Below are 21,495 nucleotides of genomic sequence, written 5' to 3'. Positions count from 1 at the left end.
CGGTCGGGCGGTCCGTGACGCCTCGATCACCCGGACACCTGGAGAGCCCATGGACGACCGTCCCGATCCCCGAGCCACGGCCGTCATCGCGACGCCGGCCTTCACCGAACTGGTCCGCAGCCGCCGCCGCTTCGTCGTCCCGGCGACGGTCGTGGGCTTCGGCGCCTACCTCGCGATCATCGTCGTGTCCGGCTTCACCGACGCCCTCAGCGGCCCGGCCCTCGGCGTCGTGAGCTGGACGTTCGTGCTCACGGCCCTCGTCTTCCCGCTGGTCTGGCTGCTCACCGGGCTCTACGTCCGCCGGGCCCGGCGCTGGGACGAGCTCGCCGACGAGGCGTTCGCCGAGGCGTCCGTCGACGCCGGGAGCGTCCGATGAGCGCCGACCCGATCACCATCACGATCTTCGTCGCCGTCATCGCCCTGACCCTCGGGATCACGTGGTGGGCCGGGCGCCGCAACCGCAGCGCCGCGTCCCACTACGTCGCCGGCGGCCAGATCACGGGCTGGCAGAACGGCCTGGCGATCGTCGGCGACCTGCTCTCGGCGTCGACGTTCCTCGGCGTCGCCGGCCTGCTGGCGCTGCAGGGCGTCTACGGCTTCTACCTGGTCGCGGGCGGCCTGGTGGCGTTCCTGCTGGTGCTGCTGCTGGTGGCCGAGCCGCTGCGCAACCTCGGGCGGTTCACCGTCGCCGACGTGCTCTCCAGCCGGTTCCGCTCGCGCGGGGTGCGCGCGGTGATGGCGGTGAACACGCTCGTCGTCACGATCTTCTACATGATCGCGCAGCTGGTGGGCGCGGGCGTGCTCATCGGCCTGCTGGTCGGCATCCCCTACTGGGTCGCCGTGATCGTCGTCGGCGTGCTCATGGCCGTCTACATCACGGTCGGCGGGATGCTGGCGACGACGTGGATCCAGATCGTCAAGGCCGCGATGCTCCTCGTCGCGATGGCCGTGCTCGTGGTCCTCACGCTCGCGCGCTTCGACTTCGACCTGGCCGACATGTTCCGCACGGTCGCCGAGTCGTCGGCGACGGACCTCTTCGCCCGCGCGAGCGGTGTGATGCCGGGTCTCGAGCTGGTGTCGGTCGCGGTGGCCCAGGTGCTGGGGACCGCGGCGCTGCCGCACATCCTCATCCGCTTCTTCACCGTGCCCGACGCGCGGGTGGCGCGGCGCTCGATGAGCGTGGCGCTGTGGATCCTCGGGCTCGCGTTCCTCGCCATGCCGTTCATCGGCTACGGCGCGGCGGCGCTGGTGGGCCAGGTGCAGATCAAGGCGGCGAACTCGGCGGGCAACCTCGCCGCGCCCCAGCTCGCCGAGCTCCTGGGCGGCCCGGTGCTCTTCGCGATCATCTCGGCGGTCGCGTTCGCGACCATCCTCGCCGTCGTGGCCGGGCTGGTCATCGCGGGCTCCGGAGCGGTCGCGCACGACCTCTACAGCTCGCTCTTCCGCCGTGGCCAGGCGAGCGACGCCGAGCAGATGAGGGCCGGGCGGATCGCGGCGGTGGCGATCGCCGCCGTGTCCATCGTGCTCGCCCTCGGCGCGCAGGACACCAACATCGCCCTGCTGGCGCTGATGGCCGTCGTGGTGGCGGCGAGCGCGAACGTGCCGGTGCTCGTGCTGCTGCTGTTCTGGCCGCGCCTGACGACCCGGGGCGCGATCACGGGCATCGTCGCGGGCCTGGTGAGCTCGGTGGTGCTCGTGCTGGTCGGGCCGGGCGTCATGGGCGACGCGGCGCCCTTCCCGCTGTCGTACCCGACCCTGGTGTCGGTGCCGATCGGCTTCCTCGGGTGCTGGCTCGGGACCGTCACCAGCCGGCCCGCGCCCGCCCGTGAGGTCCCCTACGAGGAGATGCACGTCCGGGCCATGACCGGCCGGGACGCGGTGGACGCCTGACCGGTACGTGAGCGAACTTTGGGGCTATGGCCCCAAAGTTCGCTCACATATGCTGGACGGCTCAGTAGGGGGCGTAGGCCCAGCCCAGCGGGTGCTGGAAGTGGTCGATCGGCACGATGCCGACGCGGCCGTGGGCGCTCGAGGACACCACGCGGCCGTCGCCGAGGCTCAGGGCGACGTGGCCGTTCGACGAGGTGTTGTAGAAGACCATCGCGCCGCGCGGGGCGTGCTGCCAGTCGCTGTGCTGGTCCTGGGAGTGCCAGTCCTGGATCGCGCTGCCGTAGTGGCCCTGGGTGCCGAAGGCGTTCTCGACGGCCCGCTCGCAGTAGCCCTCGTAGCGGGTCGTGCCGATCCGCGACTCGAACCGGTCGATCGCGCCCTCGATCTTCTGGTCGTGCGCCTGCGCCGCCTGCTGGCGCTGGGCGGCCTTGGTCAGTTCCGGGACGGTCGCCGACGCGGTGGTCGCGTCGGCGGCGACCGGGGCCACGGCCGCGGCACCGGAATGGGTGGTCGAGCTCGCGGCGAGGTTCAGCTCGGCGGTCGTGGCGCCGACGTCGGGGAGGGCGAGCTCACCGGCATGGGTCCCGACGACGGCCGCCCCGACGGCGCCGACGGCGACACCGAGCACGGCGGTCATCTGCTGCGGGGACCGGACGACACCGGGGGTGGAGACGGCAGCGGTCATGGCTCGGGGTCACCTCCGTCGACGGCCCGGTCGGGGGAGCGGGGGAGCGTGACCGGGCCGTGATGCCACGGAGATTAGCCCACGATTCTCGGCGCGCCACCGCGGCATGCATTCTTTCCGCACGTCGCGGTGGGATTTGAACAATTCTTGGGACCGAGACAGGAACCGTTTGTCCGATTCCTGCCCTTGTCGTCCGGAAACGTCGTTCCCGGTCCGGCGGGCCTACGAGCCGCAGGCGCCGCCGTACGTCGTGATCTTGTAGTCGACGACGGCGAGGGCACCCTGGAGATCACGCAGGCGGTGGAGGATGTCGTCGCGGTGGGCCTCGAGCAGCGCCAGGCGCTCGGGCTCGGTGCTCGGGCCCTGCTTCACCAGCGCGACGTAGCGCTGGATCGCCGCGATGGGCATGTCCGAGTCGCGCAGCCGGGACACGAACACGACCCGTCCCACGGCGTCGCGGTCGTAGGCCCGCCGGCCGGCGGCGTCGCGGGCGACCTCGACCAGTCCGATGCGCTCGTAGTACCGCAACGTGTGGGCGGTGACGCCGGTCAGCGCCGCCACCTCGGCGATCGGCATGTGCTCCGGGAGGTCGAGATCCCGGACGAGCTCGGTGGTGAGCGGCGGCAGCTCGCCCACCGTCGTCTCGATCAGGTCCCGCAGCCGGTCGGTCGTGACGCTCACGGGAACGACGGTAGGGCTTCGAGCGCGCTCGAAGGCAAGCGAGTCCGGGCAGGATGGCGGGCGTGACGGCCGCCACCGGTGTGTCACGGCCGGGGCGGCTCCGCCGTCGACCTCCGGACGGGGCGCGGACGCGAGGGAGGACACCATGACCGTGCTGGTGACCGGGGGGACCGGGACGTTGGGGCGCGCGCTCGTCCCGCTGCTCGACGGTCCGCGGGTCCTGAGTCGCCGCTCCGGTCCGAGGCGGGTCGTCGGCGACCTGCGCACGGGAGCGGGGCTGGACGACGCCGTCGCTGGCGCGTCGGTGATCGTGCACTGCGCGACCGCCCCGCGCGGCGACGCCGCGGCGACGGGCCGGCTCGTCGAGGCCGCCCGGCGCGCGGGCACCCCGCACCTCGTCCACATCTCGATCGTCGGGATCGACCGCATCCCGCTGCCGTACTACCGCGAGAAGGTCAACGCGGAGCGTCTCGTCAGCGGGTCGGGGCTGCCGTGGACGATCCTGCGGGCGACGCAGTTCCACGACCTGCTCGCCATGCTGTTCGCGACGACCGCGCGCGCCGGGGTCCTGCCCGTGCTCGCCGGGACGGCCTTCCAGCCTATCGCCGTCGACGACGTCGCCGCCCGCCTCGCCGCGCTCGCCGCCGGTCCCCCGCACGGGTGGACGACGCCGATGGGAGGCCCTGAGGTCCGGTCGATGGGCGACCTCGCCCGGACCTGGGCACGGACGACGGGACGGCGCCGCCCGGTGGTGCCGCTGCGCGTGCCCGGCGCGATCGCCCGGGGCTTCCGCTCGGGCGCGCACCTCGCCCCCGGGCACGCCGACGGCGTCGTCACCTTCGAGCGGTTCCTCGCGGCCCGGGCCGGGGTGCACTCGTGACCGTGCGCGTGCTGCTCGCCGTCCTCGCCGCCTTCCAGTTCGTCATCGGCGTCTGGTCGTTGGTGCTGCCGCCGTCGTTCTACGCCGACTTCCCTTACGGCGGGACGCCCTGGGTCGCCCTGCTCCCGCCGTACAACGAGCACCTCGTGCGCGACCACGGCGCCGGGACGCTCGCGCTCGGCGTGGCCCTGGCCCTGGCGGCGTGGTGGGCGGACCGAAGGGTCGTCCTCACGGCCGTCGCGGCGTTCCTGACGTTCGTGGTGCCCCACACGCTGTTCCACACCCTGCACCTCGAGCACTTCCCGCTCGGCGACGCGATCGCTCAGCAGGCCGCCTTCGTGCTCGAGATCGTCCTGGCAGTAGCCGTGCTCGTTCTGGTGGCCCGCGACCGTCGGTCCACGCCGGCCAGGGACGCCGTGAGCTCTCCACGATGATCTCCCGACAATGTCACCAGCGCGCCACGCTGGTGACACTCCCGGGAGATCGTTCTGGAGAGCCCCTCAGCGGCCGGTCGGGGTGAAGCCGCGGACGACGTCCGTGATCGACGCCCGCAGACCGTCGGGGTCCCGGGACGGACGGCCGGCCCCCGCGAGCTGGTCGAACGCGAGACCGTCGAGGCAGGCGACGAGGTCGTCGGCCCGCCGGCGCGGGTCGGCGACGCCGAGACCGTGCAGCGTGGCCGCGACCCGCTCCCGGATCCGCGCCCCGGAGGTGCGCAGCGCGGTCTCGAGCTCCGGGCGGCGGGTCGACTCCAGCGCGAGCTCCCACCGCGCGAGCAGGCGCTCGTGGTCGTGTGCGAGCCAGCGCCCGACGACCGCCACGCAGACCGTGACCAGCGCGTCCGGCGTCGCCGGCGCGGCCCCGTCGGTGGGCATGTCCGCCAGCGTCCGCGCGGCCAGGCGGTCGACACAGGCCTGCAGCAGCGCCGAGCGGGTGCGGAAGTAGTACGAGCTCGTGCCCTGCGCGAGACCCGCGGCCGCGTCGACCGCGCGGTGGGTCAGCCCCCGGCCGCCCGCCCGCGCGAGCACGGTGATCGCCGCGTCGGCCAGCACGTCCCGACGGTCCACCGGCACCCCTTCCGCCCGATCCCTCTACAGCCGTAGAGTAGCGCCACTACAGATGTAGAGGGGCGTGGGTGATGGCGCGGGCGGTCGTCGTGGGCGCGGGACTGGGCGGACTGGCGAGCGCGGTCGCGCTGCGGCGGCGCGGCTGGGAGGTCACGGTCCTCGAGCGCCGTGCGCACGCCGACGAGGTCGGCGCGGGGATCGCGGTCTGGCCGAACGCCCTGCGCGCCCTCGACACGCTCGGCCTCGGCGCCCGGGTCCGCGCGCTCGGCACCGTGGAGATCGGGGGCGGCATCCGCACGCGGACCGGCCGCTGGCTCGCCCGGTTGGACGCCGCGGACCTGCGGCGACGTCAGCACGACGAGGTCGTCGTGCTCGCGCGTCCCGACCTGCACGGTCTCCTGCGCGCCGCGGCGCCGGCGGTGCACGAGGGCGTGACCGTGGCGCGGGTCGACCCCGGTGACGCCGACCGCCCCGCGGTCGTCCACGACGAGGCGGGCGGACGCCACGAGGCCGACCTGGTGGTCGCGGCCGACGGACTGCACAGCACCGTGCGGGCGGGGTTCTGGCCCGCCGCGACGGTCCGCGACACCGGGCTGACGGCCTTCCGCCTGGTCGCGGCGCACCGGCTCGACGCCGGGGGCGAGAGCTGGGGGAACGGCGACCTCGTCGGGCTGGGGCCGCTGCCCGGTGGCCGGACCTATCTCTACGCCGTGGTGCCGACCGTCGAGGTCCCGGCCGCCGCCGATCCGCTCGCGTGGCTGCGGGAACGGCTGCGTGGCTGGCACGACCCCGTCCCGGCTGTGCTCGAGGCGGTCGAGGGCCCGGTGCTCGTGCACCCGCTCGCGGACCTGCGCCCGCCGTCGTCGTGGCACCATGGTCGGGTCGCGCTGCTCGGTGACGCCGCCCACGCCATGACCCCGAACCTCGGCCAGGGCGCGGCCCAGGCCTTCCTCGACGCGGTCGCGCTCGCCGAGGAGGCCACCGGCGACCCGACCTCGCTGGCTGCCTACGACCACCGGCGCCGCGCGGCCGCCGAGGCCGTCGCCCGCCGGTCCCGGCGCGCGGGCGAGGTCGCCGCGTGGCGGTCGCCGGTCGCCGTCGCCGTCCGCAACGCCGTCGTCGCCGCTCTGCCCGCGCGCGCCTCGGCCGCCGCCCTCGACCGCCTGCTCGGCACGCCCGGCGGCGCTCCCGGCGACCGGGTCCCCTCGGGCCGCACGGCAGAATGACTCCGGTGAGCACGACGCCCCTGGTCCTCGGCATCGAGACGTCCTGCGACGAGACCGGCGTCGGCCTCGTCTCCGGCGGGGTGCTCCTGGGCGACGCGCTCGCGTCGAGCATGGACGAGCACGCGCGGTTCGGCGGCGTCGTGCCGGAGGTCGCCGCGCGGGCGCACCTCGAGGCGATGGCGCCGATGGTCCGCACCGCGCTGCAGCGCGCCGAGGTCGACCTCGCCGACGTCACGGCCGTCGCCGTCACCGCCGGCCCCGGGCTGAGCCCGGCCCTGCAGGTCGGGCTCGCGGCGGGGAAGGCCTACGCGCTGGCCGCCGGGGTGCCGCTCTACGCCGTGCACCACCTCGCCGGGCACGCGGCGGTCGACGTCCTCGACCACGGCCCGCTGCCCGCGCGCTGCGTCGCGCTGATCGTGTCGGGGGGCCACACGTCGCTGCTGAGCGTCGGCGACCTCGCGCGCGACGAGATCGTGCACCTCGGCGACACCGTGGACGACGCGGCCGGGGAGGCGTTCGACAAGGTCGCCCGCCTCATCGGCCTGCCCTACCCGGGCGGCCCGGCGATCGACCGGGCCGCGCGCGAGGGCGACCCGCACGCCATCGCGTTCCCCCGCCCGCTCACCGGGCCCGCCGACCCGCCCTGGACCTTCTCGTTCTCCGGGCTGAAGACGGCGGTCGCCCGCTGGGTCGAGGGTCACGACGGCCCCCTGCCTGTGCCCGACATCGCCGCCTCCTTCCAGGAGGCCGTCGCGGACACGCTCGCGCGCAAGGCCGTCGCCGCGTGCGCCGACCAGAGCGCGGACACGCTGCTGATGGTCGGCGGGGTCGCGGCGAACTCGCGGGTGCGGGGTCTGGTGGAGGAGCGGTGCACGGCCGCCGGCCTGACGCTGCGGGTCCCGCCGATCCGCCTGTGCACCGACAACGGGGCGATGATCGCGGCGCTCGGCGACCTGCTCGTGCGGGCGGACGTCGAGCCCGACCCCCTCGACGTCGCGGCCGACCCCCGCGCCCGGCTGACCGGCGCCCTGCTCCACGGGACACGGGCGTTACCCGTGGCGTGACACCGGGGTGTCGGAACCCTCACGTTGTCGCCCGAACGGACGCTCGGTATCCGTGGAGGGGTGCCAGGTTTCCGCGCCGTCCTCGACGCCGAGCAGTTCCCGCTGCGGCGCTGGCAGATCCTCGCCGTCGCGGACGACTACGGCGTGGACACGCGGACCCGCGCGAAGCTCGAGCAGATCCCCGACCGGCGCTACGTCGACGCCGGTGACGTCATGATCGCGCTGGCCATGACGCCGGCGCACCTGGCGGCCCGCACACCGTTGTGACGAGCGCCGGTCGACGCCGTCAGCCCCGCGGCGAGACGGCGAGCACGATCGCGGTGGCGTTGTCGTGCCCGCCCTCGTGCAGTGCCGCGTCGACCAGGGCGAGCGCGCCGGCGTGGACGTCAACCTGTGACTCGTCGGCGCCCTCGTCGGCGGTGAGCACCGCGGCGAGCACCGCCGGATCGGGCAGGTGGTTCCACACGCCGTCGCTGCACAGGAGCAGGACCCCGGTGTCGTCGAGCGGCCAGCCGCGGTGCCGGGCGACCACGTCCGGCGCGTCGGCGGCGAGCCACCGCGTGATCACGTGGGCGCGCGGGTCGGAGAGCGCGTCCTCGGCCTCGACGATGCCCGCGGCGACCATCTCCGCGGCCCACGAGTCGTCCTCGGTGAGCACGCCGGACTCGTCGGGCCGTGCCGGGCTGAGCCAGTACGCGCGGCTGTCGCCCGCCCAGCTGATCACCGCGCGCTCGGTGTCGAGCACGGCGGCGACGTAGGTGCACGCCGGGGACGACCCGGCGGCGGGGGCGAGGGCGGCGACCGCGCGCCGGGCGGCGTCGGCGGCGGTGGCGGCGGCCTCCTCGAGGTCCTGCCCTCCGGAGAGTGCCTCCTGCCCGGCGGCGACGGCGACGTCGCAGGCGGTGCGCGACGCGGCCGCGCCGCCGGGGACGGACGCGACCCCGTCGCACACGACGGCGACGACCACCGGCGCGCCCTCGGCGGTGACGGCGCGGGTCAGGGCGAACGCGTCCTCGTTGCGCCGCCGGCGGTGTCCGCGGTCGGTGACGCCGGCGCCGAGCACCACGAGCTCGCCGGAGTCGTCCTCGGGCGGCGCGAGCGTCTCCTCCGCGTGCTCGACGCCGGCGGCCAGGTGCCCGCAGTCGGCGCAGCGGCCGTCCTCGCCCACCGCGCCCGAGCCGCAGGCGCTGCACGTGGCGCCGCCGGACGACCCGCCGGAGACGGACGACGAGGCGGGCGACGCGGAGGCGGGCTCGATCGGCACGGGCACTCCCTACACCCTCACGCCCGGTCGGGCGGGACCGACGCGGCCGGACGGGGCCGCCGTGTCGTCCGACGGGCCGTCCGGGCGGCGGAGCGCACACCGGGGAACGATCACCAGCTGTCCCCTCCGCGCGGCGGCCCGGATCGCCGGGAGTCTCCCCCGAGAGTAACCGCTCACCCTGCGCAGCGGGCCTCCCACCAGGCGCCCCACCAGGCAGGAAGCGCCGTCAGCTCCAGCCGTAGCCCCGTCGCAGCTCGTCGGCGACCGTGTCGAAGCGGTCGGCGGGCATGACCGCGCCCTCGCGCCGGATGCCGTGCTCGGGGATGTCCAGGACGCGGTCGAGGCGCACGAAGGACTCGCGGCCCTCCCGGTCCCAGGGCCCGGACCCGACCGGGAGCCAGTGGGCGTCGTCGCGGCGGTGACCCTGGCTGGAGAGCATCAGCCCGAGCAGGTCGCCGTGCTCGGCGCGCGCGACGACGAGCACGGGACGGTCCTTGCCCTGCGACGCGTCCTCCTCGAACGGCACCCACGTCCACACGACCTCGCCCGGGTCGGCCGCCCCGTCGAGGTCGGGCGCGTAGGAGATCCGCCGCGCCCGCTCGCCCGCGGGTGCGGTGCGCACACCGCTCGGTCCCGGCCTCGGCGCCTGCTGCCCGGGCCGGTCCGGCGACCCCGGCGAGCGTTGCCCGTCCACCTGCTTGTTCAGCAGGTCCAGGCCTGCCTGCAGCGCCCGCCCCACCACGTCCCGGAATCCCGCCACGCGGGCAGCATGCCACCAGCCCGGGCGCGGCGTTCTGGCAAGGTCATCCGCCATGACCGTCCTGGCGCTGATGGTCGCCGCGCTGCTCGTCGGGGTGCTCCTGGTCGGGGTCGGGGACCGGCTGCGGCTGCCGTGGCCGGTGCTGCTGGTGCTCGTCGGCACGGCCGCCGCCTTCGTGCCCGGCATCGACGCGCCCGACCTCGAGCCCGAGCTGATCCTGCCGCTGTTCCTGCCGCCGCTGCTGTTCGCGACGGCCCAGCGGGCGTCGTGGTCGGTGTTCCGGGCCCGCTGGCGCTCGGTGCTGTTCCTCGCGGTGCTGCTGGTCGCGGCGACGATCGCCGTGGTCGGCGCGACGGTGATGTGGCTGGTGCCCGGGATCGCGCTCGGCGCCGCGCTCGCCGTCGGCGCGGCGGTGGCGCCGCCGGACCCGGTGGCGGTCGAGGCGGTGGCGGGGCCCCTGCGGATGCCGCGCCGGCTCGTGGCCGTACTGCAGAGCGAGGGCCTGTTCAACGACGCGCTCGCGCTGGTCGTGTTCCAGGCGGCGATCGCCGCGACCGTGTCCGGGGAGCACCCCGGGATCGGCACGGCGCTCGGCCTCGTCTGGGCGGCCGTCGGCGCGGTCGCCGTCGGGCTGGCCGCGACGTGGATCGCGGAGCGTCTCGCCGACCGGCTCACCGACGCCGTCGCGCCCAGCGCGCTGACCCTCGTGCTCCCGTTCGCGGTGTACCTCGCGGCCGACGCGCTGTCGGCCTCCGGCGTCATCGCCGTCGTCGTCGCGGCACTGCAGACCCGCCAGCACGCCGACGCCGACGACGTCCTGCAGCGGCTGACCGGCGGCGCGTTCTGGAACGTCGTCGAGATGCTCGTGACCGCCGCCGCGTTCGCGCTCATCGGCCTCGAGCTGCGCGCGGTCGTGGCCGACGCCGGGGACGCGCTCGGCCGGATGGTGGCCGACGCCGCGGTCGTCGCCGTGATCGTCGTCGGCGTGCGGGCGGTCTGGATGCTGGGCGCGCTGGTCGCCGTGCGCCGCCGGGGCGCGGACCCCACGGCCGCGCCGCGGACCGGGCGTGAGGCCGTGGTGCTCACGTGGTCGGGGATGCGGGGCCTCGCGACGCTCGCGCTGGCGCTCGCGCTGCCGCGCGTCACCGCCGACGGCGCGCCGTTCCCGTTCCGGACCGAGCTGGTGATCATCGCGGCGGGCGTGCTCGTCGGGACGCTCGTGATCCCCGGTCTCACCCTGCCCCTGCTGCTCCGGGCGCTCGGGGTGCGCGAGAGCGAGGAGGTCGGGCGCGCGGCCGAGCAGCGGCTCGCGTCGCGGGCGCGGCGGGCGGCGCTGACCGAGCTCGCGTCGCTCGACCGCGAGGCGGCGGGCGTCGACGACACCGTGGGGGAGGAGGTGCTCGGCGAGCTGCGGGCGCGCTTCGCCCGCCTCGGCACCGGTGAGGGCGGCGGCGGGGACGCGCCCGGCGAGGACGCCGCCGACCGTCCCGATTACGACCAGCGACTCGAGACCCTGCGCCGGCGTCGCGAGCAGTGGACCCGGCTGCAGACGCTCGCCCTCGCGGCCGCGCGGCGCGAGGTGCTGGCCGCCCGGACCGAGCCCGGCGTCGACCCCGAGGTCGCGGACCGCGTCCTGCAGCGCCTCGACGTCCGGTCGGTGGCGTCGTCGCGCTGACCGGCCGCGACTCCGGGCGACCTCAGCGACCGTCGCCGAACAGGCCGCCGAGGGCCTCGACCGCCGGGTCGAGCCCGGCGGCGTTCTTGGTGGTCGTGGTCGTGGTCGTGGTCGTCCGCGACGTGGTGGTCGACGGGCGCGTGGTGCTCGCGTGCGGCGTGGTGGTCGGGCGCGGCGTCGTCGTGTGCGGCGTCGTCGTGGAGTGCGTCGCCGTGCTCGTCTCGTCGTCGTCCGATGTCGGGGTCGGCAGGCTCGGCAGCGACACCGAGGGCAGACCGGGCACCGACGGCACCGTGACGTGGGGCAGCGACGGCCGGCTCGGGCGGCGCGTCGGCTCCTGCGTGGACGTCGACGTCGGCGCGGTGGTGGTCGTCGTGCGCTCGGTCGAGCCGCCGTCGGTGGGCGGCGCCTCGCGCTGCGTGCTCGCCACCGCACGGCGCTCGGAGCCGTCGGACGTGCCCGCCCCCCGCGTCGACACGGTGGCGTCGTCGGACGAGCTCTCCCGGTGCTCGGACCCGCCACCGGACCCGCCGCCCAGCAGGGACCCGGCGCCCGGGTCGGCGACGACCTCCGCGGACGGCGGCGCCACCGTGGCCGCGGGCGGGGCGGCGGCGCCGACGCGGTCGACGGTCCAGGCGGAGGCGACGACGACGCCGCTCGCGAGCAGCACGGCCGCACCGACGGACGCGGCGACGACCAGCCCGCCCGCTCCGGCGGCGGCGCGACGCGCCCGCCCCGGCGTCTCGTCGAGCTCGGGGTCCGCGGTGTCGGCCGCCGCGGCGGCGCCGGGCATCCCGACGGGGGCGGCCCCGCCCGTGCCGGTCGCGGCGGCGGGCCCCCGGGCCGCGGCGCCGGTGCCCGTGGAGCGCAGGGTCTCGGTGGTGGCGTCCGGGACGGCCGAGGCCGGACCGACGTCGGCGATCGGGGCGACGGCCCGCAGCGGCGTGAGGGTCTCGGCGGCGAGGGCGGCGCGCCGCAGGCCGACGCACACGCGGTCGGCGGCGGGCCGGGAGCGCGGCTCGTCGGCGGTCATGGCCTCGAGCAGGGCCTCGACCTCGATGTCGATGCCCGGGGGCATCTCCGGGCGCCGTTCCAGGCGCGCCCGGGCGGCGGCGAGCGGCTTGCCGTCGTAGGCGGGCCGCCCGGTGAGCGCTTCGATCATCACGAGGCCGAGCGCGTAGACGTCCGCGGGCGGTCCGACCGTCCCGCCGGCCACCTGCTCGGGCGCGAGGTAGGGCGCCGACCCGACGACGATGCCGGTGTCGGTGATCCGGGGGGCGTCGGCGACGAAGGCGACGCCGAAGTCCGCGAGGTGGGCGCGCCCGTCGGCGTCGAAGAGGACGTTGCGGGGCGTCACGTCGCGGTGCAGCACGCTGGCGCGGTGGACGTGGGCGAGGCCGTCGGCGACCGAAGCGACCGCGAGCAGCGTCTCGGTGACGCCGAGGGGTCCGTCGGCCAGCCGGTCGACGAGGTTGCCGCCCTCGAGCAGCGCCATCACGACGAACGCGCGCCCGTCCACCGAGCCGACGTCGTACACGGGCACGAGGCTCGGGTGGTCGAGCGAGGCCATGAGCGCGACCTCGCGCTCGATGCGCGGGTCGTTCTCGACCGGGAAGATCTTCACCGCGGCGTCGCGGTCGAGCAGGAGATCGTGGGCGCGGTACACCTCGGAGCAGGTGCCGCGGCCGATGAGCTCGCCGAGCGCGAAGCGCTGACCGAGGCGTTCGGGCAGGGGTCCGGGCTGAGGTCCGGGCTGCGGTCCGGGTCGGGATCCGGGCGCGGGCGAGCCGGGATCGGTCGTCACGTCGCCTCCCCCCTCCCACGTTCCTCGATCGACAGTCTTCCACTACCGATACCCGGATCGGGGCACATCGACATACCGGTTTCCCGAATTCGTGTGACCGTCATGTGGTGTTCGGGCCGTTCGGCGTCCCGCGTCCCCTCGTCCGGGTGACGGCGCTCGCGCCGGGACCGGACAGCGTTGACAGAAGTTGTAGTGCCGAGTAGAACTTCGGCGCGTCCCTCCTGCTCACGGGCGGGTCGGACTGCGCAGAGCACGAACACAAGGACGCGACGGAAGCCGTGGGCGCCGAGAGCCTCGACGACGAGGACACCCCCGCCCTGACCACCGGTCAGGCGGCGGAGTTCCTCGGGGTTCGACCGGCGTTCCTCCGGAGTCTGGACGCGGGTCGGATGGTCCGCCCGGAACGCTCCGCCGGCGGGCATCGGCGCTGGACGCGCCGTCAACTGGCCCTCGCCGCCCGGATCCGCGAGCTGTTCGACGAGGGCCTCACCCTCACCGCGGCCGCGATGGTCGTGTCTCTGCAGGACGAGGTGGCCCTGGTCGCGTGCGAGCGGGATCAGGCCCACGACGAGCTCGACCGAGCCCGACGCGAACTGGCCCGGGTGCGCCACGAGCTCGCCGCGGCCCGGAACGGATCTACCGCCGGTTCCGGGTCATCCGCACGTGTCCACAGCGCGTGCGGGCCCGAAGTGCCCACGACCGCTCTTCGACCGTCCCTGCCGGCCCTACCACCTCAACGGACTTCCTGACTCATGAAGCTCATCGACCACCGTCGGTCCCACCGTCCTCTCCTCCGCGCCCCCCTGCCGCCGTCGCTGGCCCGGGTCCCGCTCGTGGACCTGTGCACCTGCAAGCACCCGCGCGAGTCGCACGAGCACTACTACCTCGGTGACCACTGCGCGCAGTGCCAGTGCGCCCACTTCAAGCGCGTCGAGCCCTCGGACATCTGAGCGCGCGCCGTCCCGGCCCCGTCACCGCTCCGGTGGCGGGGCCGTTCGCTGTCCGGGCCCGGCGCACCCGGGACCGAGAGCGGCACCACGTCGCCACGGGCGGCCGGTCGGGCGACGTGCGCCTACCCTCGTGATCGTGGAGCGGACCGGGCGAAACGGACGGAGCGCTCTCGTCGTGGGGGCCGGGGTGGCCGGGCTCGCGGCGGCCGCCTCGCTGGACCGTGCCGGCTGGGACGTCGTCGTCTGCGAGCGTGCCGCCGCCCGCCGCACCGGGGGGTACTTCGTCCGCCTCGCCCCCGAGGGCCTCGCCGCCGCGGGCCGGCTGGGCGTCGCCGAGGCGCTCCGCACGCGCTTGCCGGCCGACGGCGTGATCACCGGCGTCGACGCTCGGGGCCGCACGGTCTCGCGGGTCGAGGCCTCGCTCGCCGACGACCCGGAGGCGCTGGCGCTGGTGCGGGGCGACCTCGAGGCCGCGCTGTGGGCGGCGCGCCCCGAGCACGTCGCGGTCCGCTTCGCCACGGTCCCGCGGCGCATCGACATGGCGCGCGACGCCGCCGACGTGGTGCTCGACGGTCCCGACGGCGTCACCCGCGAACGGTTCGACCTCGTCGTCGGCGCCGACGGGGTGCGGTCGGCGGTGCGCTCGATGATCTTCGGGCCCGAGGAGCGGTTCCGTCGCGAGTTCGACCACGTCGTCGTCTCCGCGGTGCTGCCGCGGCTTCCCGGCGGTCTGCGTGAGGGCGACTACGTCGTGCCCGCCGACGTCGGCCGCACCGCGCACCTCATGGCCGTCGAGGCCCACGCGCCGGTCGTGTTCTTCACGTTCCGGGCCGACCTCGCCGGCGACGTCGAGCGTGTCGCGGCCGACCCGGTCGGGACGCTGCGCGCGGTCTACGGCGACTTCGCCGGGCTGATGCCGGAGATCCTCGACGGCGTCGAGGAGGCCGGCGCCACGCACGTCGACACCGTCGCCCAGATCCGCCTGGGGTCGTGGCGGCGCGGGCGGGTGGTGCTCGTCGGCGACGCCGCGTGGTGCCCGACGCTGTACTCCGGGCAGGGCTCGGCGCTGGCCCTGGTCGGCGGCGAGTCGCTGGGCACGCACCTCGCCGCGCACCCCGACGACCCGGAGGCCGGCCTCGCGGCGTGGGAAGGCACCCACCGCCCGGCGGCGCTCGCCGCGAGCAGCGCCGCGCGCCGGTCGCGGCACTTCTTCCTGCCCGGCAACCGCGTGGTCGCCGCACTGCGGGTGACGGCGCTGCGGCTCGCGTCGTGGTCGCCCGCGGGACGGTTGTTGCAGGCGGTGGCCTCGCGCGCGGCCGGTCCCGGCGGGCCGGGAACCTCACCCGATCGACGTGACGTTCATCCGACAGCCACTTCCGAGTCGCGCTCGCCGCGTCAACCGGCGCTGCACCGCCCGTAAGCTGTCGCTCGCCGGTGTCCGACGTTGGGCCGTTCGGGCGCCGTCGCGCCGGCGGCGGCGACACCGGACGCGTCGAGACCACGGCGCGGACGAGCGACCCGCACACCCTCGTCGTCGAGAGGACGCCAGCCACCCCCATGGCCTCCCCACCCGTTCCCCGTCCGCAACGCGGTCTGCTCGCGCGCATGGTCGACCCGCTGGGCATCGCCTCCGGCGTGCTCGACCGCGTCGACCCCTTCCGGCACCGCGGCCGCCGGGTGTGGCGCGGCGCCGGGCGGGTGCAGATCGGCGTCCCCGGGATCGTCGGCGAGGCGGGGGAGGAGCTCGCGCGCGCCGTGGAGAAGGCGCTCGCGGCGCACCCGGACGTCGCCTGGGCGGCGGTCAACGCCACCCTCGGGGCGGTCGTGGTCGGCATGACCGCCGTCGCCGACGACGGGCCGGCCGGACTGCCCGACCAGGAGGTCGTCGACGACCTGGTCGACCTCGTCGAGATCCTCGAGGAGCGCGAGGGCGGCGTCGCCGTCGAGCCCACCCCGCGCGCGATCGGCGCCGCCCAGCAGGCCTTCACCGCGCTCGCGGCCGACCTCGCCGGCCTCGGGGTGGCCGCCGTCGGCACCGTCCTGCGCCGCACGCCGCTGCCCACCGAGCTCGCGTCCGCGGCGACCTTCGTCGACCACCAGCCCCGCCTGCGCGACGCCGTCGAGCGCGCGGTCGGGCAGGACCGGGCGAACGTCCTGCTCGCGCTCGCCAACGCCGCCGCCCAGGCGATCGGCCAGGGCAGCACCGGCCTGCTGGTCGACGCCGCCTACCGCGCGATGCAGGTGGCGGAGGCCCGCGCCCGCGCGACGACGTGGACCGAGGCCGAGCCGCGTCTGCTCGAGACCGCCGACCACGCCGTCGCCGTCGCCGACGACGAGCTGCACGAGCCCCGCCCCGTGCCGCTGCCCCTCGGTCCCGTCGAGCGCCACGGCGACGTCGTGGGCACGGGGGCGGCCGTCGGGTTCGCCGCCGTCGCGGCCGGCACGGGGAGCCTGCGCAAGGGCGCGGGCGTCGCGCTCTCGACGCTGCCGAAGGCCGGACGGATGGGGCGCGAGGGCTTCGCGACGACGTTCGGCCGGGTGCTCGCGCGCCGGGGCGCCGTCGTCGTCGAGCCCACCGCGCTGCGCCGTCTCGACCGGGTCGACACCGTCCTGCTCGACGCCGAGGCGCTGACCACCGGCGTCCTCATGCTCGGCGACCTGCTCGCCCTGCCCGGCGCCGACGGAGTCGCGGACCCGCTCGAGGAGCTCGTCCCGCGGGTCCACGAGCTGTTCGACCCGACCGACGCGACCACGCACCAGCGCCTCGCCGACGAAGGTGAACACTGGCTGCTGGCCCCGCTCGACGACGTGCCCGGCGGCGACGACCCGCGGGCGGTCGAGGCCGCCGACGCGCTCGTCGCCGACGGAGCCACGCACGTCCTGGGCCTGCGTCGCGACGACCGGCTCACCGCCGTCGTCGGCGTCCTGCCCGAGCCCGCCTCCGCCGCCGAGGCCCTGGCCGCGGCCGCCCGCCGCGCGGGCGTCACGCTCGTGCTCGGCGGGCAGGAGGGGATCGCGGCCGGCATCGGCGACCGCGCCGTGGCCGGCGGGGAGGCGCTGCGCACCTCGGTGCGCGAGCTCCAGGAGGCCGGCGCGGGCGTGCTCGTCGTGTCCCGCGACCGCCGCGCCCTGGCCGCCGCCGACCTCGGCATCGGGGTCTCCCGGCCCGACGGCACCGCGCCGTGGGGCGCGCACGTCCTCGTCGGCGACGACCTCGGCACGGCCGCGCTGCTCATCGAGGGCGTCAAGGTGGCCCGCGGGGTCTCCGGCCGCTCGGTGAACCTGGCCCGCGCCGGCACGGTCCTGGGCACGATCATGGCCACGGCCGGCACGGCGCCGCGCGGGCCGTCGCTCGCGGGGCTCGCGGTCAACGGCGCCGCGGCGGTCTCGCTGGGCAACGGCGCCTGGCAGGCCACGGAGCTGGGCCGGCGCGTCGTCGTCCCGGGCGTGAGCCGGACGCCGTGGCACGTCATGCCGGCGACCACCGTGCTCGCGCGCCTCGACGTCACCGAGCGCGGCCTGACCACCGCCGACGCCCACCGCCGCCACCGGGACGACCCGGCCGCGGCGGAGAGCGGGACGACCCTCGGTCGCGCGTTCCTCGACGAGCTCAACAACCCGCTGACGCCGGTGCTCGCCGGTGGCGCGGTGCTCTCGGCGGCCATCGGCGCCGTCGTCGACGCCGCGATCGTCGTCGGCGTCACCGCGTTCTCGGCGCTGATCGGCGGCGTGCAGCAGGTCGCCACCGAGCGTGCCGTCTCCGGGCTGCTCGAGCGCTCCGCGATCCGCACGCGGGTGCTGCGCGACGGCCACACCCGCGGCGTCGGCGCCGACGAGGTCGTCGTCGGCGACGTCATCGAGCTCGGCCCCGACGACGTCGTGCCCGCCGACTGCCGCGTGCTGCGCTCCGACGCCCTCGAGGTCGACGAGTCCTCGCTGACCGGCGAGTCCCTGCCCGTGGTGAAGACCCCGTCGCCGGTGATCGCCCGGACGGTCGCGGACCGCCGCTCGATGCTCTACGAGGGCAGCACGGTCGCCACCGGCCGCGGGGCCGCGGTGGTCGTGGCGACGGGCTCGAGCACCGAGGTCGGTCGCTCGACGGCCGCCGCGAAGGCCGCCGCGCCCGTCGCCGGCGTCGACGAGCGCCTCGCCGGGCTCACGAAGATCACCACCCCGCTGGCGCTGGGGTCGGCGGCCGCCGTCGTCGCGGCCGGTGCGCTGCGGGGCCTGCCGTTCCAGCAGAACCTGCACTCGGGCGTCGGCCTGGCCGTCGCCAGCGTCCCCGAGGGCCTGCCCTTCGTCGTCTCGGCCGCCCAGCTCGCGTCGGCGCGGCGCCTGTCGGCCGAGGGCGCGCTCGTGCGCAACCCGCGCACGATCGAGGCGATCGGGCGCACCGACGTCCTGTGCTTCGACAAGACCGGCACCCTCACCGAGGGCCGCCTGGCGCTGTCGGCGATCTCCGACGGCGTGAAGCTGCGGCCCACCGACCGCCTCCGCAAGCGCCAGCGCCGGGTGCTCGCCGCTGCCCTCCGGGCCACGCCGCGTCCCGCGCCGGGCGAGCGGCTCGCGCACCTCACCGACCGTGCGGTGGTCTACGGCGGCCAGCAGTTCGACGTCGACCCGGCCCAGAAGCGCCCGGGCTGGTGGCCCGTCGCCTCCCTCGACTTCGACCCGTCCCGCGGGTACCACGCGACGCTCGGAGAGGTGGACCCGCCGGAGGACACCACCGACGACGGTCCGTTCCGCCTGATCTCGGTGAAGGGCGCGCCCGAGGTCGTCATCGAGCGCGCCACGAGCTGGGGCGGCGCCCCGCTCGACGACGAGGCCCGTCAGCGTCTCGTCGAGCACACCGAGCTGCTCGCGGGGCAGGGCATGCGCGTGCTCGCCGTGGCCGAGAAGGTCCTCACCGCCGACGAGCACGCCGCTCGCGCGGCGGAGCGCGACACCGACGGCGCCGACGACAACGATCTCGACGACGTCGACGTCGCCGACCTCGAGTTCACCGGCTTCGTCGGGTTCACCGACCCGGTGCGCGCCGGCTCCCAGGCCACGGTCCGCGACCTGCGCGACGCGGGCGTCCAGGTCGTCATGATCACCGGTGACCACCCGAGCACCGCCGAGGCCGTCGCCGAGGAGCTCGACGTCCTCAACGGCGGGATCGTCGTGACGGGCAGCGAGCTCGACGAGCTCGACGACGACGCGCTCGACGACGTGCTGCCGAAGGTCCGCGTCGTCGCCCGCGGCACGCCGGGGCACAAGGTCCGGATCGTCCAGGCGTTCCAGCGCCTCGGCCGCACCGTGGCGATGACCGGCGACGGGGCGAACGACGCCCCGGCGATCCGGCTGGCCGACGTCGGCATCGCCCTCGGCCGCCGCGGCACGCCCGCGGCCCGGGCCGCCGCCGACCTCGTCATCACCGACGACCGCCTCGAGACGATCCTCGCCGCGCTGGTCGAGGGCCGCGCGATGTGGGCCTCGGTGCGCGAGGCGCTGGGCGTGCTCGTCGGCGGCAACCTCGGCGAGATCGCGTTCACGGTGCTGGGCGCCACGACCACGGGCACCTCGCCGCTCAACGCCCGCCAGCTCCTGCTCGTCAACCTGCTCACCGACCTCGTGCCCTCGCTGGCCCTCGCGGTGCGCGCGCCCCAGCCCGAGTCCGCGGCCGAGCTGCTGGCCGAGGGGCCGGAGGCGTCGCTCGGGGAGGCGCTCGACCGCGAGATCGGGCTGCGCGCCATGGCCACCGCCGGCGGCGCGAGCCTCGCGTGGTTCCAGGCCCAGGCCACGCCGTACGGCAGCCCGGCGCGGTCCCGCACCGTGGCGCTCACGGCGCTCGTCGGCACCCAGCTGGGGCAGACCATCGTCGCCGGTGGCGGGCGCAGCCCGCTGGTCATCGGCGCCGGGATCGTGTCCGCCGGCGCGCTCGTGGCGGTCGTCCAGACGCCCGGGGTCAGCCAGTTCTTCGGCTGCGTGCCGCTCGGGCCGATCGCGTGGGCACAGGCGGCGGGGTCGGCGACGGCCGCCACCGCCGCCTCCGTCGTGGGACCGGGGCTCGTGGAGCGCTACGGTCCGGTCCTCGTGCCCGAGGGCTCGCCGCAGGCGTCGTGGCTCGCCCGCCTCGAGGAGGTCCGCGACGAGGCCACGAAGCGCTACACGGAGCTCCAGGACCGCGCCACGGCGGCGCTCAACGGCTGAGTTTGGCGCCGGTCACGCTGCGTTTGTGCAGGTCGGAGCCTGGGAATCAACCACGCGGATGATGTCGAAAGTCAGGAGTTGAGACCGAATGGCCGACCGTTACGTCGTCCCCACCGAGGACGGCTGGCAGGTGCAGAAGAAGGGCGCGCAGCGCGCCAGCGCCAAGGCGGCCACGCAGGCCGAGGCCGTCGAGCGGGCGACCGAGATCGTGTCGAAGGACGGCGGCGGCAAGGTCGTCGTGCACGGCACCGACGGCAAGGTGCGTGACACGCACACCGTCGCCGGAGGCACGGAGAACACCACCGGCGAGGCCGCGAAGGCCACGACGAAGGCGACCGCCGAGGGCGCCCGCGCCAAGGCTCAGTCCGCCTCGGACAAGGCCTCGAGCAGCGCCAAGAAGGTCGGCGCGGACGCGAAGGCGACCGCGCAGAAGGACGCCGACCGTGTGGAGGCGTCCGGCAAGAAGGCGGCGGCGCAGGCCCAGGCGGGCGCGACGGGTGTCGCCGACGAGGCCGCGAAGGCCGCGTCGGGCGACAAGTCGGTCTCGGCCGCGGCCCAGGACGCCGCGACCGTGGCGCAGGTCAGCGGCGACCAGGTCGCGACCACGACGTCGCGCGCGGGCGAGCGCGTCGCGAAGGACGCCACGCGGGTCGCGCAGCACGCCGGGTCCGAGGCCAAGGCGCGCGCCGACGAGGCCGGGGGAGCGGTCGCCGACGCCGGCGACCGCGCCGCGACCGTGTCGTCCGGGGTCGCCTCGGAGCTCGACGACGCGGGCACCACGACCGCCCGCAAGGTCAGCGCCGCCGCGGAGTCCACCGCACAGCAGGTCGACCGCTCCGTGCGCCAGGCCGCCCAGGACGTGCAGGACAACGCCCCGGACTACAACCCGGTGCGCATCGCGGGCAACGCCGCGGCGATGACGGTGAAGACCGCGTTCAGCGTGGCCGGTGCCGTGATCTCCACGGGCGGGCAGGTGCTGCAGTTCGCCGCCCGCAAGGTCACCGGGCGCGGCTGACAACCAGCCCGTCGTCTGTCTGTGTGCCCGCTCAGGCGGCGTGCGAGCCGGCGGTGTCGCCGATGCGCGCGGCGCGGCGCATGGCCCGCCGCTCGTCCTCGCTGGTGCCGCCCCAGACGCCGGCCTCCTGGCCGGTGTCCATGGCCCACTGGAGGCAGCCCCGCTGGAGCGGGCAGCTGCCGCACACCGCCTTGGCGGCGCTCAGCTGGGCCGAGCCGGGACCGTGCTCGGTGAGGGGGAAGAAGAGTTCGGGGTCGTGGTCGCGGCAGGCCGCGAGCTCCCAATCCATGATCCTGCTCGTCCAATCTCGCTCGTCGGTGGTGTGCACCCCGGCCCCTGCGG

General features: G+C 76.0%; 20 protein-coding genes. 13 read left to right on the top strand and 7 right to left on the bottom strand.

The annotated features are described in order from the left end of the window. Positions 1–49: 49 nt before the first annotated feature. Positions 50–376 carry a DUF485 domain-containing protein gene (locus ACR9E3_RS19970; RefSeq protein ID WP_460382268.1) on the top strand — a complete coding sequence of 109 codons (327 nt, stop codon included), beginning with the start codon at positions 50–52 and terminating at the stop codon, positions 374–376. After that, positions 373–1,890: a solute symporter family protein gene (locus tag ACR9E3_RS19965; RefSeq protein ID WP_460382267.1), complete on the top strand. Its 1,518-nt coding sequence runs from the start codon at positions 373–375 to the stop codon at positions 1,888–1,890. The genes ACR9E3_RS19970 and ACR9E3_RS19965 overlap by 4 nt, the downstream gene beginning before the upstream one ends. Positions 1,891–1,951: 61 nt before the next feature. Here the strand turns inward: ACR9E3_RS19965 and ACR9E3_RS19960 are convergent, their stop codons facing one another. Together ACR9E3_RS19960 and ACR9E3_RS19955 are read right to left on the bottom strand one after the other, a co-directional pair. After that, a complete protein-coding gene (locus ACR9E3_RS19960; RefSeq protein ID WP_460382266.1) occupies positions 1,952–2,575 on the bottom strand; it encodes a C40 family peptidase in 624 nt (207 codons plus the stop codon). Positions 2,576–2,797: 222 nt separating this feature from the next. After that, positions 2,798–3,256: a MerR family transcriptional regulator gene (locus ACR9E3_RS19955; RefSeq protein WP_460382265.1), complete on the bottom strand. Its 459-nt coding sequence runs from the start codon at positions 3,254–3,256 to the stop codon at positions 2,798–2,800. A gap of 145 nt (positions 3,257–3,401) precedes the next feature. On the opposite strand from ACR9E3_RS19955, the gene ACR9E3_RS19950 reads away from it, so the two are divergent. Together ACR9E3_RS19950 and ACR9E3_RS19945 are read left to right on the top strand one after the other, a co-directional pair. Continuing rightward, positions 3,402–4,136: an SDR family oxidoreductase gene (locus ACR9E3_RS19950; protein WP_460382264.1), complete on the top strand. Its 735-nt coding sequence runs from the start codon at positions 3,402–3,404 to the stop codon at positions 4,134–4,136. Further along, positions 4,133–4,570 (top strand): hypothetical protein, encoded by a 438-nt coding sequence (locus ACR9E3_RS19945; RefSeq protein ID WP_460382263.1) that lies wholly within the window; start codon positions 4,133–4,135, stop codon positions 4,568–4,570. The genes ACR9E3_RS19950 and ACR9E3_RS19945 overlap by 4 nt, the downstream gene beginning before the upstream one ends. A gap of 66 nt (positions 4,571–4,636) precedes the next feature. Here ACR9E3_RS19945 and ACR9E3_RS19940 read toward each other — a convergent pair whose 3' ends face one another. Then, on the bottom strand, positions 4,637–5,203 hold the full coding sequence (locus tag ACR9E3_RS19940; RefSeq protein WP_460382262.1) for a TetR/AcrR family transcriptional regulator: 567 nt from the start codon (positions 5,201–5,203) through the stop codon (positions 4,637–4,639). Positions 5,204–5,274: 71 nt separating this feature from the next. Here ACR9E3_RS19940 and ACR9E3_RS19935 point away from each other — a divergent pair, with 71 nt between their 5' ends. Genes ACR9E3_RS19935 through ACR9E3_RS19925 form a run of 3 tightly spaced genes read left to right on the top strand, consistent with a single transcriptional unit; the run spans position 5,275 to position 7,760 of the window. Next, positions 5,275–6,429, top strand: a complete 1,155-nt coding sequence (locus ACR9E3_RS19935; RefSeq protein ID WP_460382261.1) for an FAD-dependent monooxygenase — start codon at positions 5,275–5,277, stop codon at positions 6,427–6,429. Positions 6,430–6,434: 5 nt separating this feature from the next. Then, positions 6,435–7,493, top strand: coding sequence for a tRNA (adenosine(37)-N6)-threonylcarbamoyltransferase complex transferase subunit TsaD (gene tsaD, locus ACR9E3_RS19930; RefSeq protein WP_460382260.1), 1,059 nt, complete (start codon positions 6,435–6,437; stop codon positions 7,491–7,493). Positions 7,494–7,553: 60 nt separating this feature from the next. After that, a complete protein-coding gene (locus tag ACR9E3_RS19925; protein ID WP_460382259.1) occupies positions 7,554–7,760 on the top strand; it encodes a DUF2795 domain-containing protein in 207 nt (68 codons plus the stop codon). Between the two features lie 19 nt (positions 7,761–7,779). On the opposite strand, the gene ACR9E3_RS19920 is transcribed toward ACR9E3_RS19925, so the two are convergent. Both ACR9E3_RS19920 and ACR9E3_RS19915 read right to left on the bottom strand, forming a co-directional pair. Further along, positions 7,780–8,757, bottom strand: coding sequence for a PP2C family protein-serine/threonine phosphatase (locus ACR9E3_RS19920; RefSeq protein ID WP_460382258.1), 978 nt, complete (start codon positions 8,755–8,757; stop codon positions 7,780–7,782). A 226-nt stretch (positions 8,758–8,983) separates the two neighbouring features. Then, a complete protein-coding gene (locus ACR9E3_RS19915; protein WP_460382257.1) occupies positions 8,984–9,517 on the bottom strand; it encodes a type II toxin-antitoxin system PemK/MazF family toxin in 534 nt (177 codons plus the stop codon). Between the two features lie 52 nt (positions 9,518–9,569). Between ACR9E3_RS19915 and ACR9E3_RS19910 the strand changes: the two genes are divergently transcribed. After that, positions 9,570–11,192 carry a cation:proton antiporter gene (locus ACR9E3_RS19910; protein ID WP_460382256.1) on the top strand — a complete coding sequence of 541 codons (1,623 nt, stop codon included), beginning with the start codon at positions 9,570–9,572 and terminating at the stop codon, positions 11,190–11,192. Positions 11,193–11,214: 22 nt separating this feature from the next. On the opposite strand, the gene ACR9E3_RS19905 is transcribed toward ACR9E3_RS19910, so the two are convergent. After that, positions 11,215–12,996: a serine/threonine-protein kinase gene (locus ACR9E3_RS19905; protein ID WP_460382255.1), complete on the bottom strand. Its 1,782-nt coding sequence runs from the start codon at positions 12,994–12,996 to the stop codon at positions 11,215–11,217. A 278-nt stretch (positions 12,997–13,274) separates the two neighbouring features. Here ACR9E3_RS19905 and ACR9E3_RS19900 point away from each other — a divergent pair, with 278 nt between their 5' ends. From ACR9E3_RS19900 to ACR9E3_RS19880, 5 genes are all read left to right on the top strand, one after another. Next, positions 13,275–13,745: a helix-turn-helix domain-containing protein gene (locus ACR9E3_RS19900; protein ID WP_460382254.1), complete on the top strand. Its 471-nt coding sequence runs from the start codon at positions 13,275–13,277 to the stop codon at positions 13,743–13,745. A gap of 3 nt (positions 13,746–13,748) precedes the next feature. Further along, positions 13,749–13,946 carry a hypothetical protein gene (locus ACR9E3_RS19895; protein ID WP_460382253.1) on the top strand — a complete coding sequence of 66 codons (198 nt, stop codon included), beginning with the start codon at positions 13,749–13,751 and terminating at the stop codon, positions 13,944–13,946. A gap of 175 nt (positions 13,947–14,121) precedes the next feature. Further along, positions 14,122–15,366 carry an FAD-dependent monooxygenase gene (locus ACR9E3_RS19890; RefSeq protein WP_460382252.1) on the top strand — a complete coding sequence of 415 codons (1,245 nt, stop codon included), beginning with the start codon at positions 14,122–14,124 and terminating at the stop codon, positions 15,364–15,366. Between the two features lie 185 nt (positions 15,367–15,551). Next, the gene (locus ACR9E3_RS19885) at positions 15,552–20,138 is read left to right on the top strand and encodes a cation-translocating P-type ATPase (protein ID WP_460382251.1); all 4,587 of its coding nucleotides are present in this window, start codon (positions 15,552–15,554) and stop codon (positions 20,136–20,138) included. 88 nt (positions 20,139–20,226) lie between these two features. Further along, positions 20,227–21,153, top strand: a complete 927-nt coding sequence (locus ACR9E3_RS19880; protein WP_460382250.1) for a DUF2188 domain-containing protein — start codon at positions 20,227–20,229, stop codon at positions 21,151–21,153. A gap of 31 nt (positions 21,154–21,184) precedes the next feature. On the opposite strand, the gene ACR9E3_RS19875 is transcribed toward ACR9E3_RS19880, so the two are convergent. Continuing rightward, positions 21,185–21,442 (bottom strand): WhiB family transcriptional regulator, encoded by a 258-nt coding sequence (locus ACR9E3_RS19875; protein ID WP_460382249.1) that lies wholly within the window; start codon positions 21,440–21,442, stop codon positions 21,185–21,187. Between the last annotated feature and the right edge of the window lie 53 nt (positions 21,443–21,495).

The organism is Actinomycetospora sp. C-140 (assembly GCF_054796175.1).
Note: the sequence above shows the minus strand (reverse complement) of the source record. Positions and strands in the feature narration are given on the sequence as shown.